The organism is Nocardioides sp., from assembly GCF_050699375.1.
Classification (GTDB): Bacteria; Actinomycetota; Actinomycetes; order Propionibacteriales; family Nocardioidaceae; genus Nocardioides.
In genome coordinates, this window is sequence record NZ_JBOHDN010000350.1 from 1 (window position 1) to 14,390 (window position 14,390).

Annotated in this window: 14 protein-coding genes; 11 read left to right on the forward strand and 3 right to left on the reverse strand. The window is 67.9% G+C overall.

Annotated elements, in window-relative coordinates:
• The first annotated feature begins 364 nt into the window (after positions 1–364).
• On the forward strand, positions 365–952 hold the full coding sequence (locus ACRDPS_RS23485) for a hypothetical protein (protein WP_431504087.1): 588 nt from the start codon (positions 365–367) through the stop codon (positions 950–952).
• 39 nt (positions 953–991) lie between these two features.
• Positions 992–1,567 carry a hypothetical protein gene (locus ACRDPS_RS23490; protein WP_431504088.1) on the forward strand — a complete coding sequence of 192 codons (576 nt, stop codon included), beginning with the start codon at positions 992–994 and terminating at the stop codon, positions 1,565–1,567.
• Between the two features lie 34 nt (positions 1,568–1,601).
• Here the strand turns inward: ACRDPS_RS23490 and ACRDPS_RS23495 are convergent, their stop codons facing one another.
• Positions 1,602–2,243, reverse strand: a complete 642-nt coding sequence (locus tag ACRDPS_RS23495; RefSeq protein ID WP_431504089.1) for a LysE family translocator — start codon at positions 2,241–2,243, stop codon at positions 1,602–1,604.
• 160 nt (positions 2,244–2,403) lie between these two features.
• Between ACRDPS_RS23495 and ACRDPS_RS23500 the strand changes: the two genes are divergently transcribed.
• Entirely contained in the window at positions 2,404–4,119 is a 1,716-nt protein-coding gene (locus tag ACRDPS_RS23500; RefSeq protein WP_431504090.1) for an alpha-glucosidase, read from the forward strand.
• Between the two features lie 42 nt (positions 4,120–4,161).
• Here the strand turns inward: ACRDPS_RS23500 and ACRDPS_RS23505 are convergent, their stop codons facing one another.
• Entirely contained in the window at positions 4,162–5,700 is a 1,539-nt protein-coding gene (locus ACRDPS_RS23505; protein ID WP_431504091.1) for a glycoside hydrolase family 13 protein, read from the reverse strand.
• Positions 5,701–5,860: 160 nt separating this feature from the next.
• On the opposite strand from ACRDPS_RS23505, the gene ACRDPS_RS23510 reads away from it, so the two are divergent.
• From ACRDPS_RS23510 to ACRDPS_RS23520, 3 genes are read left to right on the forward strand one after another with little or no spacing between them, the layout of a single operon-like run.
• Positions 5,861–7,336, forward strand: coding sequence for an MFS transporter (locus ACRDPS_RS23510; RefSeq protein WP_431504092.1), 1,476 nt, complete (start codon positions 5,861–5,863; stop codon positions 7,334–7,336).
• Between the two features lie 36 nt (positions 7,337–7,372).
• A complete protein-coding gene (locus tag ACRDPS_RS23515) occupies positions 7,373–7,606 on the forward strand; it encodes a hypothetical protein (protein WP_431504093.1) in 234 nt (77 codons plus the stop codon).
• Positions 7,603–8,025: a VOC family protein gene (locus ACRDPS_RS23520; RefSeq protein WP_431504094.1), complete on the forward strand. Its 423-nt coding sequence runs from the start codon at positions 7,603–7,605 to the stop codon at positions 8,023–8,025. The genes ACRDPS_RS23515 and ACRDPS_RS23520 overlap by 4 nt, the downstream gene beginning before the upstream one ends.
• Positions 8,026–8,113: 88 nt before the next feature.
• Here ACRDPS_RS23520 and ACRDPS_RS23525 read toward each other — a convergent pair whose 3' ends face one another.
• A complete protein-coding gene (locus ACRDPS_RS23525; protein ID WP_431504095.1) occupies positions 8,114–8,278 on the reverse strand; it encodes a hypothetical protein in 165 nt (54 codons plus the stop codon).
• Between the two features lie 51 nt (positions 8,279–8,329).
• Between ACRDPS_RS23525 and ACRDPS_RS23530 the strand changes: the two genes are divergently transcribed.
• From ACRDPS_RS23530 to ACRDPS_RS23550, 5 genes are all read left to right on the forward strand, one after another.
• Positions 8,330–8,575: a hypothetical protein gene (locus ACRDPS_RS23530; RefSeq protein ID WP_431504096.1), complete on the forward strand. Its 246-nt coding sequence runs from the start codon at positions 8,330–8,332 to the stop codon at positions 8,573–8,575.
• Positions 8,576–8,645: 70 nt separating this feature from the next.
• The gene (locus ACRDPS_RS23535; protein WP_431504097.1) at positions 8,646–9,047 is read left to right on the forward strand and encodes a DUF5709 domain-containing protein; all 402 of its coding nucleotides are present in this window, start codon (positions 8,646–8,648) and stop codon (positions 9,045–9,047) included.
• On the forward strand, positions 9,044–10,861 hold the full coding sequence (locus ACRDPS_RS23540; protein WP_431504098.1) for a thiamine pyrophosphate-requiring protein: 1,818 nt from the start codon (positions 9,044–9,046) through the stop codon (positions 10,859–10,861). The genes ACRDPS_RS23535 and ACRDPS_RS23540 overlap by 4 nt, the downstream gene beginning before the upstream one ends.
• A complete protein-coding gene (locus ACRDPS_RS23545) occupies positions 10,858–13,281 on the forward strand; it encodes a phosphoketolase family protein (protein ID WP_431504099.1) in 2,424 nt (807 codons plus the stop codon). Before ACRDPS_RS23540 ends, ACRDPS_RS23545 begins: the two co-directional genes overlap by 4 nt.
• A 4-nt stretch (positions 13,282–13,285) precedes the next feature.
• Positions 13,286–14,390: acetate/propionate family kinase (locus tag ACRDPS_RS23550; RefSeq protein WP_431504100.1), on the forward strand; the 1,105-nt coding region annotated here is incomplete at its 3' end.

Here is a 14,390-nt window from a genome sequence, read left to right on the forward strand (position 1 = left end):
TCCGGGCAGATCGGACGTGGTCAGCAGCGCACGGTGTATCTCGAACCGGCGCTTACCCACGGCGTATCTCGGGAGTTCGGGCTATGGACGCGCGCAACTGTTATGCCGCGGTGGTGCCGTCTGGCGGAATGATATTTTACGTCTTTTGTGTGAACTCGGACGATCCCAGCGGGACTGAATCTACTGTTTTGATCGGAGTTGATCTTCTCGGGAAGGCCGTCATATGGCGACGCCGATGTATTACTGCAGCCGGTGCAGACACATGCATCGGCACCAGAAATCCAAGATCGGTAGGGAGCATCGGTGCTATGAACGGCGGTGGCCGTCGTGGGGACCGTCGCTGGCGGCGGCAAGGATCGCCGGCGTGCGCAGCATCGAACGTGCAATATCCAGGCGCCGCGCTGCCTCGGCGCCGCGACCTCCAGGAAAGGAACGCGCATCTGAGCGCCTATCCGAGCAGCGCGCCAGCAATCGTCAAGTCGTCGCGACGAGGCTCGAAGGGACGGCAGCCTCTGCAGTCGTAGCCTTGCTGTTCGATCCTGACTCGCTCTACGGCGTTGCGGCAGATGACTTGCTCGGCCGAGTGCCGTGGCACCGCCGTAAGGGTCGCGGACACTGGATCTGCGAGTTTCTCGACGATTCGAGCAAGGCGATCGATCCCGGAACATACACTGCGGCGGTTGGACACGAGGTCACCCAGATGTTGCGCGAGGGCGGGATGCCTCGATTCGCCGCTGTGGTGCTGGGGAAGTCTGCTGCCTTTGGCGCTGGTCGGCTGATCGAGATCAGCACTGGTCAGATCATGATGGGCCTTCGGGTCATCGTCCCGCTGGTCTGCCCAGATTTCGAGCGATGCCCGGCGCAGGACACGGTGTGCACGTCCTTGCTGAAACCTGGGGTCGAAGCCATGCTTCGAGAGGGTCACTCGGGATCCGATCTCCGGTCTTGGTGAAGTTCCCCATCTGGCGTCTGCCGGACCTAGCCTCGACCTATGAGGATGCCGGTGAGGACCGCGACCCGGTCGAGTCGGAGAGTGGCGGATCACGCCGAACGCGGATTGCCCGTGACAGCCCGCATGCTGCGCGTCCTGGTGGCGGTGTTGACGATCCTGCTTGCCGGAGGATGTGGTGGGGTCAGTGACGAGACCTACGCGGAACTGGAGCAGCAGCGAGACGCGGTGCTCACGTGGGCACGCGAGCTGTCGAAGATTGCCTCGACGACGCTCGCCGCGTCACCCGAGGATGCAAGGGAGAGCTACGACGGTGTGGACCGGTCGGGCTTGTCAGATCAGTTCACGTCGTACAAGTACGGAACTCAAGCCATGTTCATCACCGACTGGCAGGACCCACTCGATGCGCTGAGCGATGACCTCGGAACGTACGGACCAACCGCCTCCGAAACTGCACTGCGTCTCTCGAACGGCGACATGACAGCCACCTTCCAGACATATCCGGAGGGCCCAGGGAAGGTCGGGCTGTTCGTCGAAGGGACACCGGTCGAGATCGACGACGAAGAGATCCGGGACTGGGCAGGCTACGTCATCGGCGAGCCCGTCGACCTGCAATAGCCCGTCTTCCAGCTGCTGCGTCCGCGGACAAGGGTCAGCGCTGAACCGCGAGCTTGCCGGCGAGGCCGATCATCGCGATGCCGCCGGCGGCCTTGAGGTTCCGGATCCGGCGCGGGCGGTGACGGAACCACCCACGCAGCGCTCCGGCGGCGAAGACCCAGAGGGTCTCGATGAGGACCTGGGTCACTCCGCCGAGGATGCCGATGATGAGCATCTGAAGGGTGGGGTCGGCGAGGCGGTGGTCTACGAACTGGGGGAGGACCGCCATCAGCGAGATGATGCTCTTGGGGTTCGAGACGCCCACCGCGAAGCCCTGTCGCACAGCGAGGATCCCGGTCGCTGAGGAGTCGGTCGCCGGCGACGGTTCCAGGTCAGGTCCGGTGCGCCGGGCTGAGAGCAGCGACTGGACGCCGAGCCAGAGCAGATAGCAGGCGCCGGCGATCTTCACGGCCAGGAAGAGCTTCGCAGAGGTCGCGACGATCGCTCCCAGGCCGGTCAGTACGAGTGCGAGCAGGGCCATGCCGCCGAGGGCGTTGCCGAGCACGATCCACATCGCCGGGCGCCGTCCTTGCGTGATCGCTCGGCTGGTCTCCAGCAGGACCGAGGGTCCCGGGATCATCGACAACAGCGCCGAGAGCAGGAGGAACCCGACGACCAGACCTGGGTTTACGACCACCCCGGGGACGCTACCCGGGCTGTCGCCGTGCGTCCGCCCATTTTCGGGAGACACCAAGAGTGAGCACCGCGAGCGACAGGTGCAGTGGGTATGCGTGGCGCCCGACTCGGTTACCGCTCACAGGGACGACCTTCGACACAGGCGACGCAGGAGAGACGCGATGACCGACCCGGCACCGACCCACCCGGCACCGGCCGCAGACAGCAGCCCTTCGAACATCCTCGAACCCGCCAACCGGACCGGCCCGGGCTGGTGGCGCTCGGCGGTCGTCTACCAGATCTACCCCCGCAGCTTCGCCGACGGAAACGGCGACGGGGTGGGCGACCTGCGCGGGATCCGGCAGCACCTCGACCATCTCGAGTGGCTCGGGGTCGACGTACTGTGGCTCTCCCCGGTCTACCCTTCGCCGATGGCCGACAACGGCTACGACGTCAGCGATTATCTCGATGTCGACCCGACGTACGGCACGCTCGAGGAGCTCGACGCACTGATCGCCGAGGTCCACCAGCGGGGGATGAAGCTGGTGATGGACATCGTCGCCAACCACACCTCCGACGAGCATCCGTGGTTCAAGGAGTCGAGCTCGAGCCCCGAGAGCGCCAAGCGCGACTGGTACTGGTGGCGCGAGGAGCCCAACAACTGGGGGTCGTTCTTCTCCGGGCCGGCGTGGACCTACTGCGAGGGCCGGGCGGCCTACTACCTGCACCTGTTCACCAAGGAGCAGCCGGACCTGAACTGGGAGAACCCCGAGGTGCGGCAGGCGGTCTACGAGGTCATGCGCTGGTGGCTGGACCGTGGGGTCGACGGCTTCCGCATGGACGTGGTGAACCTGATCTCCAAGGACCCCGAGCTCCCGGAGGCGCCGGTCATGCCGGGGCAGAAGCACGGCAACATGCGGCAGTCGGTCATCGACGGGCCGCGCGTCCACGAGTATCTCGCCGAGATGCACCGGGAGGTCTTCGATCCCTATGACCGCGACCTGCTGCTGGTCGGGGAGACCGGGGAGACGACGGTCGAGGAGGGCCGGAAGTACACCGATCCGGCACGCCGGGAGCTCGACATGGTCCTCCACTACGAGCATGTCGAGATCGATCACGGCGCCTTCAAGTGGGACGTACGTCCCTTCGATCTCGATCGGCTCCGGGACCGCCTCGCGGCCTGGCAGGAAGGTCTCGAGGACGCCGGCTGGAACAGCCTCTACTGGGACAACCACGACCAGCCGAGGGTCGTGTCGCGCTACGGCGACGACGGCCGTTGGCGCACCGAGTCGGCCAAGCTGCTCGCGACCGTCCTGCATCTGCAGCGGGGCACCCCGTTCGTCTATCAGGGTGACGAGATCGGCATGACGAACTTCCCGTTCACCTCCATCGACGAGGTCGACGACGTGGAGGGGGTGAACTACTACCACGAGGCGGTCGCCATGGGCGCGGAGCCCGAGGACGTGATGAGCTCCCTGCGGGCGATGTGCCGCGACAACGGGCGTACGCCGATGCAGTGGGACGCCGCCACGCCCGACGCCGGGTTCACCACCGGGACGCCCTGGCTCGCGATCAACCCGAACTACACCGAGATCAACGTCGCCGCACAGAAGGACGACCCGGACTCGGTGCTCGCGCACTATCGCCGGCTGATCCGGCTGCGGCACGAGGACCCGGCCGTTGTCGACGGTGACTTCACCCTGCTGACCGACATCCATCCGCAGCTCTTCGCCTTCCGCCGCAGCCACGAGAGCGGGCAGCTGGTCGTGCTCGCCAACTTCAGCAGCACCGAGGCCGACCTGGGCGAGCTGGTCGAGGAGTGCCGGGGCGAGCTCGTGATCGGGAGCGGGCACGGTCAGGTGCTGGCTCCGTGGGAGGCGCGGGTCTACCGCCGATAGACCCGCAGAGGCGACCGCCGTACCTCTCCGGGCCGGTCCGGTTCAGTCGTCGCCGAGCAACCAGACCGCGGTGTCCGGTGGAAGCTCGGAGACGGGCTGCTCGCCGCTGCAGATCACGACCTCGCCGGACGGCAGAGGCGTGGGCCCAGCGCCACAGTTGAGGAAGACGCTCAGCCGGCCACGGCGGAAGGCGATGACGTCGTCGGGCACATCGAGGAACCTCACCTGCTCGCCGCCACGGGCGTAGCGGCGACGAGCAGCGAGCGCAGAGCGGTAGAACTCCAGCGTCGAGTCGGGCCGGCCGGTCTGCGCGGCCACGGTCAGGTCGGCCCACTGGGCCGGCTGGGGAAGCCACGGCTGGCCCTCGCCGGGCCCGAACCCGAAGGGCGGCGCCTCACCGCTCCACGGCAGCGGGACCCGGCAGCCGTCGCGGCCGTTCCCACCCAGCGCCCAAGGATCCAGCTGATGCTCGGGCGGAATCTCCACCTGCGGCAGCCCGAGCTCCTCGCCCTGATAGAGGTACGCCGCTCCGGGCAGTGCCAGCATCGTCAAGGTCGCCGCGCGGGCGCGAGCGAGCCCCTGCGCCCCGTCTCCGTAGCGGGTCCGGTGGCGTACGGCATCGTGGTTGGAGAGGACCCACGTCGGCCACGCGCGGGAGGGACTCAGCGCCTCCAGCGTGGACACGATCGACTCGATGAACTCGCGCGCCGACCAGTGCGACTGCAGCCACTTGAAGTTGAACGCCTGCTCGAACTCGTCGGCACGCAGATAGCCGCGCAGATCGGACGGGCCCCGGGTCCACGCCTCGGCGATCAACATGCGCTCGCCGGGGTAGGACGCGACGAGCTCGTGCCAGTCCCGGTAGACGTCGTGGACGTCGGGGTGGTCCCACATCGGATCGTCCTCGACGCCGATGGCGTACATCACCGCTGGGTCGGAGTTGGGCGATCGTCCCTCCGGGACGCGCTGGTCGCGCAGGGCCTTGACCAGACCGTGGGCGACGTCGACGCGGAACCCGTCGACGCCCCGGTCCAGCCACCACCTCAGCACCGACCGATACTCCTCGGCCACCTCGGGATGGCGCCAGTTGAGGTCGGGCTCCGCCGGGTCGAACATGTGGAGGTACCACTGGCCGTCCTGGACCCGAGTCCACGCCCCGCCGCCGAAGACCGAGCGCCAGTTGGTCGGCGGCTCCTCGCCCCCGGACCCACGGCCTTCCCGGAAGATATAGCGATCGCGCGCCGGCGAGCCACGCCCGGCCAAGAGCGCCTCGATGAACCACGGGTGGGCCGAAGAGGTGTGGTTGGGGATCAGGTCGACGATCACCTTCAGGCCGACCTGCTCCGCCTTGGTCAGCAGGTCCTCGGCGTCCGAGAGCGACCCGAAGACCGGATCCACGCCGCGGGCGTCGACGACGTCGTATCCGTAGTCGATCTGCGGCGACGGGTAGAACGGCGAGAGCCAGATCGCGTCGACGCCGAGGCCGGCCAGGTGGTCCAGCCGCGAGGTGATCCCGGCGAGGTCGCCGGTGCCGTCTCCATCCGCATCGGCGAACGAGCGCGGATAGATCTGGTACGTCACTGCCTCGCGCCACCACGGAGAGTCCACGCGGGTCCGGTAACCGGATGCCGCTCAGGTCATGCCACCCGGAGCTCTCGCATCCACGGGTCTCAGGAGAGCCGAGGTCTTAAGTTCCGGATCGCCGGGTACCGCCCGCAAGGATTGCGAGGAGGCGGTCGCATTGGCGTCAGGAGCACAGACCGGCACGATCACCACCGACATCCCGGCCCGCCTGGACCGGATGCCGTGGGCACGCTGGCACTGGATGATCGTGATCGGGCTGGGGACCGTCTGGATCCTCGACGGCCTCGAGGTCACGATCGTCGGGTCGATGTCCGCGGCGATCAAACCGGAGGGCACCGGGCTGGGGATGTCCAGCTCCGACATCGGCCTGGCCGGCGCGATCTATGTCGCCGGTGCCTGTATCGGAGCACTGTTCTTCGGGCAGCTCACCGACCGGTTCGGGCGCAAGAAGCTGTTCATGATCACCCTCGGTGTCTATCTGCTCGGCACCGTGCTCACCGCCTTCTCGATGAACCCGCTGTGGTACTTCGCCTGCCGGTTCGTCACCGGTACCGGGATCGGTGGCGAGTACGCCGCGATCAACTCCGCGATCGACGAGCTGATCCCCGCCAAGTATCGAGGCCGGGTCGACGTCGCCATCAACGGATCGTTCTGGATCGGCGCGGCCGGCGGCTCGCTGCTCACCGTGCTCCTGCTGAACGAAGCACTGATCGACCCCGCGTACGGCTGGCGGATCGCGTTCGCCCTCGGGGCGGTGCTGGCGTTCGGCATCCTCTTCGTCCGAAAGAGCGTTCCCGAGAGCCCGCGCTGGCTCTTCATCCACGGGCGCGAGGACGAAGCGGAGAAGATCGTCGCCGACATCGAGAGGACCGTCCGGGACGATACCGGCCACGAGCTGCCGAAGGTCGACGACTCGATCACGATCAGGCAGCGCACCACGATCGGCCTGACGCTGATCGCGCGGACCGTGTTCACGCTCTACCCCCGGCGTACGACGCTCTGCTTCGCCCTGTTCGTCGGTCAGGCGTTCCTCTACAACGCGTTCTTCTTCACCTACGGCGACACCCTGACCACGTTCCTCGGGGTCGGCCAGTCGGGTTGGTATCTCGCGGTCTTCGCGGCCAGCAACTTCGCGGGCGCACTCCTGCTGAGCCCACTGTTCGACAAGGTCGGGCGAGTGCCGATGATCACCGGGACGTACGTCCTCTCCGGGCTCCTTCTCGGAGTGGCCGGGTTCCTCCTCGGCAGCTTCAGCGCGGTCACGCTGACGATCGCGGGCGCCATCATCTTCTTCATCGCCTCGGCGGGTGCCAGCGCGGCGTACCTCACCGCGAGCGAGATCTTCCCGATGGAGACCCGAGCACTCTGCATCGCCTTCTTCTACGCCATCGGCACGGCCGCCGGAGGAATCAGCGGACCCCTGCTGTTCGGCCGGTTGATCGACAACGCCTCGGCCAGCCAGGACATCACCGGCCTCGCCGTCGGCTACTTCATCGGGGCGGGCCTGATGATCATGGGCGGCATCGCCGAGGCCGTGCTCGGAGTGAAGGCCGAGGGGCAGTCGCTCGAGAACATCGCCAAACCGCTGACCGCCGAGGACGACGCCGGCCAGGTGGCGTCGAATCCCGGGTGAGAACCACCTGCACAAGAACCAAGGGAGGAGTCAACCATGCCGATGCCACCACCGAAACCGACCGAAGGGCACCAGGACCGGCAGACCGTCCAGGAGATCGGACAGCTGGTCCGCGCCCTGAAGGCGGAGGGACCGCTGACGCCCGGGGATCTGGGGACGCTCGTCGGCGCCAGGTTCTGGAAGGCTCATCGCTTCGATCGCGCGTTGACCCATGCGGTCGCCGACGGAGTTGTCGTACGCGACGCCGACGGCAAGCTGCACACGCCATGAGCGCCGAGTCTGCACGGCCGAGCCACCGAGAGCATCGAGTGGCGCTCAGGCTGGGGTTCGCCGTGATCGGTGTGGTCGACATGGAGCGCGCTGCGGCGTTCTGGACCGCCGCGCTCGACCTCGTGGACACCGCCGAGTGGCGCAGCGATCAGTGGCGGACACTCTGCCATCGCGACGGTTCCCGGGCACTGGGACTGCAACGCAGCGACTCTCCGGTCGAGCCGCGACCTCGCATCCACCTCGACCTGTTCGTCGACAGCGCCGCCGACCAGGCTGACGAGGTCGAGCGGCTCCTAGATCTCGGAGCCCAGCGGGTGCAGTGGGACCTGTATCCACCGAACCCGGACTTCGTGGTACTCGCCGACCCCGACGACAACCTCTTCTGTGTGGTCGACCTGAGCTATGCGCCCTCCACCTGAAGCCCGAAGCGTCACCTCGCCTCACGCGACGGCGGCTCGGTCCGGGTGGCGAGCAGGTAGGAGACAGGCGGGAGGGAGGAGGTCGCGCTCAGCGAATCACGTACGCGATCAGTCCCATGACGGCCATCACCAGGACCAGAACCGTCACCATGCCGATCAGCACGCCGACTCCGGTTCGTTCGGGTGTGGCGTCGGGGTCGTCGTGCGGGCGCTCGACGTGCGGGTCATGCATGTCGATCCGGTACCCGCGCACAGTTCTCCTAGACCCCGTATGTCCTCTCCCGACGCGGGGTACCGAGTGACGATGACTGAGTTGAACCAAGATGACGCGCGCGTACTGGCCCTTCTGGGCGTGGTCGAACGAATCACCGCTTGGCAGGAGACCGCGCCCGAGGGGACCATCCAGGACGAGCTCGACAAGGCGCTGCGTGAGGCCGGCGTGACCCTCACCGAGGAGCAGAAGGAACACGTGGCCGAACAGATCTCCCACGACGAGGACGTCGATCTCGACCTGCTCGCCGCGGACAGCTGCGAAGGCGGACCAGCCTGAACATGGACCGGTACGCGGCAATCGACCCGGCGGAGCATCATCGGTCCGGTCGCTGGATACCGGTCGAGTCATGAGTGAAGACCAGCTTCAGCCAGAGGACACGCTCGACGACCGTGGCGTCGAGGACGCCTTGGACGAGGGATTCTCCCCGCCCGAGCGACCCCGAGGCGTCAACGCCAAGGGCGTCACCCCACGCGAGGAGACCGAGGGCGAGACCATCGACGAACGACGCGCCCAGGAAGAGCCCGAGGTCTGGGAGGAAGCCGACGCCGAGGCCGATGCCGACATCCTGGACGGGCCGGTGACCGGCGAGGTTGGCGAGGCCCGGGCTGGTCGGCTCACCAGTCCCGACAAGGGCGTCCTCGAGGACGACGAGGCAGGACTCGTCGGGCAGGACGAGGGCATCGACGGTGCCGGCGCCTCCGCTGAGGAAGCGGCCGTGCACATCGTCGACGAGGACGCCGAGCGATGACCAACACAGTTGCCGACTTCTTGCTCGAGCGTCTTCGTGAGTGGGGTGTGCGGCACGTCTTCGGATACCCCGGCGACGGCATCAACGGGATCCTGGGTGCGTTCGGGCGAGCCGAGGACGAGCCCCGGTTCATCCAGTCGCGGCATGAGGAGATGAGCGCGTTCCAGGCGGTGGGCTACTCGAAGTTCACCGGCAGCCCGGGAGTGTGCCTCGCCACCTCGGGGCCCGGTGCGATCCATCTGCTCAACGGCCTCTACGACGCCAAGCTCGACCACGTGCCGGTCGTCGCGATCGTCGGCCAGACGGACCGATCGGCCATGGGCGGCAGCTACCTCCAGGAGGTCGACCTGCTGAGCCTGTTCAAGGACGTCGCCGGCGACTACGTGCACGTCGTCAACGTGCCCGAGCAGCTGCCCAACGTCCTGGACCGCGCATTTCGTACGGCGCTGGCCCGGCGGGCGCCGACCGCGCTGATCATCCCCGAGGACGTCCAGGAGCTGGAGTACGCCGCACCGACGCACGACTTCAAGATGGTGCCCTCGAGCACAGGCATCGCGTGGCCCGAGACCAGCCCCGGCGGGGAGGCGATCACGCGCGCCGCGAACATCCTCAACGAGGCGACCCGGCCGGCGATCCTGGTCGGCCAGGGTGCCCGTGGCGCCCGGGCCGAGGTGGAGCAGGTGGCGGACCTGCTCGGGGCCGGCGCCGCCAAGGCACTTCTCGGCAAGGACGTACTCAGCGACGAGCTTCCGTGGGTGACCGGCTCGATCGGCCTGCTCGGCACCAGGCCCAGCTATGAGCTGATGCGTGACTGTGACGCGCTGCTGACGGTGGGGTCCAACTTCCCCTACACGCAGTTCATGCCGGAGCTCGACCAGGCTCGTGCCATCCAGATCGACATCGACGGCTCGCGGATCGGCATGCGCTATCCGTACGAGGTGAACATCGTCGGCGATGCGGCCAGCACGCTGCGCGCCCTGGTTCCTCAGCTCCGACGCAAGGAGGACCGCGGCTGGCGCGAGACGATCGAGGCGAACGTGTCGCGCTGGTGGCAGACGATGGACGACCAGGCTCACGTCTCGGCGGACCCGGTCAACCCGATGCGCGTGTTCCACGAGTTCTCGACGCGGATGCCCGAGGACGCCATCGTGGTGGCCGACAGCGGGACGGCCGCGAACTGGTACGCACGACAGCTGCGCTTCCGTGGCCGCATGCGTGGGTCGCTGTCGGGAACGCTGGCCTCGATGGGCGCCGCGGTGCCCTATCTCATCGGCGCCAAGTTCGCTCACCCCGACCGTCCGGCCATCGCCTTCGAGGGCGACGGCGCCATGCAGATGAACGGGATGGCCGAGCTGCTGACGATCAGCCACTACTGGCGGGAGTGGGCCGATCCGCGTGCGGTGATCGTGGTGCTTCACAACGGTGACCTCAACCAGGTCACCTGGGAGATGCGGGCCCTGGGCGGCGCGCCGAAGCTGGCGGAGTCCCAGACGCTGCCGGACATCTCCTACGCCGAGGTCGCTCGGGCGGCGGGTCTGGAGGCGCGTATCGTCACCGATCCCGACGACGTCGGGCCGGCCTGCGATGCGGCGCTGGCGGCCGAGCGTCCGATGCTCCTGGACGTGCACTGCAACGCCGACGTGCCGCCGATCCCGCCGCATGCGGACATCGACCAGATGAAGAACACGCTGGAGGCGATGATCGCCGGGGACGAGGATCGCCTGGGAGTCGTGAAGCAGGGGCTGCTCACCAAGATGCAGGAGTTCCTGCCCCACCGCGCCTCCAGCAAGCGGCCCGAGGAGCGCGGCCGATGACGACGACGATGACAACCACGAGGGCGAAGACGACGACGCACAGCACGGTGAAGGGTGCTCCGCTCTCCTCGACGGAGCTCGGCCGGCTGGACGCGTGGTGGCGAGCGGCGAACTACCTGGCCGTCGGGCAGATCTACCTGATGGACAACCCGCTGCTGCGAGCGCCGCTGGAGCCCGAGCACCTCAAGCCCAGGCTGCTCGGCCATTGGGGCACGACGCCGGGCCTGACCTTCGTCTATGCCCACCTCAACCGGGTGATCAGCGCCCGCGACCTCGACCTGATGAACATCATCGGCCCGGGGCACGGCGGTCCCGCGGCCGTCGCCGCGGCGTACCTCGACGGCACCTACAGCGAGATGTATCCCCGCGTGAGCCTCGACGAGCAGGGGCTCAAGCGGCTGTTCACCCAGTTCTCCTTCCCGGGTGGCATCCCGAGCCATGTCGCCCCCGAGACGCCCGGCTCGATCCACGAGGGCGGCGAGCTCGGATACGCGCTGTCCCATGCGTACGGAGCAGCCTTCGACAATCCCGAGCTGACCGTCGCCGCGATCGTCGGCGACGGTGAGGCTGAGACCGGGCCGCTGGCCGCGAGCTGGCACTCGACGAAGTTCGTCGACCCGCGCAGGGACGGGGCCGTGCTTCCGATCCTGCACCTGAACGGCTACAAGATCGCCAGCCCCACGGTCCTCGCCCGGATCCCGTCCGACGAGCTCGACTCCCTCCTGCGCGGGTTCGGCCACACGCCGTACGTCGTCTCCGGATCTGACCCGGAGGAGATGCACCAGGCGTTCGCCGCGACCCTCGACCACTGCCTCGACGAGATCAAGGAGATCCAGGACGAGGCCCGTGCTGTCGGCGCCGACACAGCGGCAGCGCCCCGGCGCCCGTGGCCGATGATCGTGCTGCGTTCGCCGAAGGGCTGGACCGGGCCCGACCAGCTCGACGGCCAGCGCGTCGAAGGCTTCTGGCGCTCGCATCAGGTGCCGATCGGGGACGTACGCGAGGACGACGCACACCGCCAGGTGCTCGAGGACTGGATGCGGGGGTATCGGCCCGAGGAGCTATTCGACGAGCGCGGCGCACCGGTGCCCGACATCGCCACCCTGCACCCTCGAGGTGAGCGGAGGATGAGCGCGAACCCCCACACCAACGGCGGCCTGCTGCTCCGCGATCTGCACCTTCCGGACTTCCGCGACTATGCCGTGCGCGTGGACGGCCCCGGCACCGGCGCGGTCGAGGCCACCGACGCCCTCGGCGGCTACCTCCGCGACGTCATGACCCGCAACGACCACAACTTCCGGATGTTCGCTCCGGACGAGAACAACTCCAACCGGCTGCAGGACGTGCTCGAGGTGACGGGGCGCACCTGGAACGCCGAGACGGAGCCCTATGACGAGGGCCTCGCCGTGGACGGCAGGCTGATGGAGATCCTCTCGGAGCACACCTGCCAGGGCTGGTTGGAGGGCTACCTGCTGACGGGTCGGCACGGGCTGTTCTCGTGCTACGAGGCGTTCACGCACATCGTGGACTCGATGTTCAACCAGCACGCGAAGTGGCTCAAGACCACCCGAGAGCTCGAGTGGCGCCAGGCGGTGGCCTCGCTCAACTATCTGCTCACCTCGCACGTGTGGCATCAGGACCACAACGGCTTCTCACATCAGGACCCCGGCTTCATCGACCACGTCGTGAACAAGAAGGCGGATGTCGTCCGGGTCTACCTGCCACCGGACGCCAACACGCTGCTGGCTGTGGTCGACCACTGCCTGCGCAGCAAGGAGTACGTCAACGTCATCGTCGCCGGGAAGCAGCCGGCCCTGCAGTACCTGAGGATGGACCAGGCCGTCGAGCACGCCGCCAAGGGCATCGACAGGTGGGATTGGGCCAGCAACGACGAGGGTCAGGAGCCGGACGTCGTCCTGGCCTGTGCGGGTGACGTGCCGACGATGGAGACGGTCGCCGCGGCATCGCTGCTGCGTGAGCACCTCCCCGACCTGCGCGTACGCGTGGTCAACGTCGTCGACCTGATGCGCCTCCAGGACGAGGAGGCCCATCCGCACGGGTTGTCCGAGGCGGACTTCGACGCCTTGTTCACCACCGACCGGCCGGTGCTGTTCGCCTACCACGGCTATCCCTGGCTGATCCACCGGCTGACGTACGCGAGGACCAACCACGACAACTTCCATGTACGCGGCTACGTCGAGGAAGGCACCACGACCACCCCCTTCGACATGACGGTGCTCAACCGGCTCGACCGCTTCGATCTGGCGATCGACGTCATCGACCGGGTGCCGGGGCTGGGCGCGGAAGCGGCCGAGGTCCGAGAGATGCTGACCGACAAGCTGGCCGAGCACCGAGCACACGTGGAGACCTACGGCGAGGACATGCCGGAGATCCGGGACTGGCAGTGGGCGAGGGGATGACGGCTTGCGAATCCTGACGGTGAACGCCGGCTCCAGCAGCTTGAAGCTGTCGGTGATGGACGGCGACCGCAAGCTCAGGTCGAGCACGGTCGAGCACTGGGAGGACGAGAAGGATCTCGACCCGCTCCGCGATTTCCTCCACGACGAGACGGCGCGGCAGGAAGGGCCCCTGGAGGCGGTCGGTCACCGGGTCGTCCACGGCGGCCCTGATCTCACCGAACCGACCAGGATCGACGACGCGACCCTCGCGCAGATCGAGGCGGCGGCCGACCTGGCACCTCTGCACAACACCCGCGCCCTCGCGGGCATCCGGGCAGCCCGACAGCTGGCGCCGGAACTTCCCGACGTGGCGTGCTTCGACACCTCGTTCCACACGAGCCTTCCGCTGGCCGCACGCACCTACGCCCTGCCGCGTGAGTGGAACCGGCGATGGCATCTGCGCCGCTACGGCTTTCACGGGCTCAGCCACTCCTACGCCGTACGTCGGGCCGCGGAGCTGGTCGACCGGTCGCCCGTCGACCTGCGCATCGTCTCCTGCCACCTGGGCAGCGGCGCCTCGCTGGCCGCCGTACGCGACGGGTTGCCGGTCGACACCACGATGGGGCTCACCCCGACCGAGGGACTCGTGATGGCCACCCGATCCGGCAGCCTCGACCCCGGGCTGCTGATGTGGGTGCTGCGAGACACCGACGTCGGCCCGGAGGAGCTCGACGACGTCTTGGAGCACCACGCCGGGCTCAAGGGACTCAGCGGCACCTCTGGCGACATGCGCGAGGTGCTTCACGCGCGCGACCAGGGCGATCAGGACGCGGCCACCGCCTTCGACGTGTTCGTGCACAGCCTGCGCCGCGAGATCGGGGGCATGGCCGCCGGGGCGGGCGGCCTGGACCTGCTGGTGTTCACCGGAGGTATCGGCGAGCACGTTCCTGCGGTGCGCACCGCGGCGGCCGAGGGGCTCGGGCACCTCGGGGTCCGGATCGACCAGGCCAAGAACGCCGAAGCCGACGCAGACCTGGACATCTCGGGCGAGGGTGCGTCCGTGCGTACGCTCGTGGTCTCGGCGTCGGAGGAGACCGAGATCGCTCGCGAGACCTGCCGCATCCTGGCCG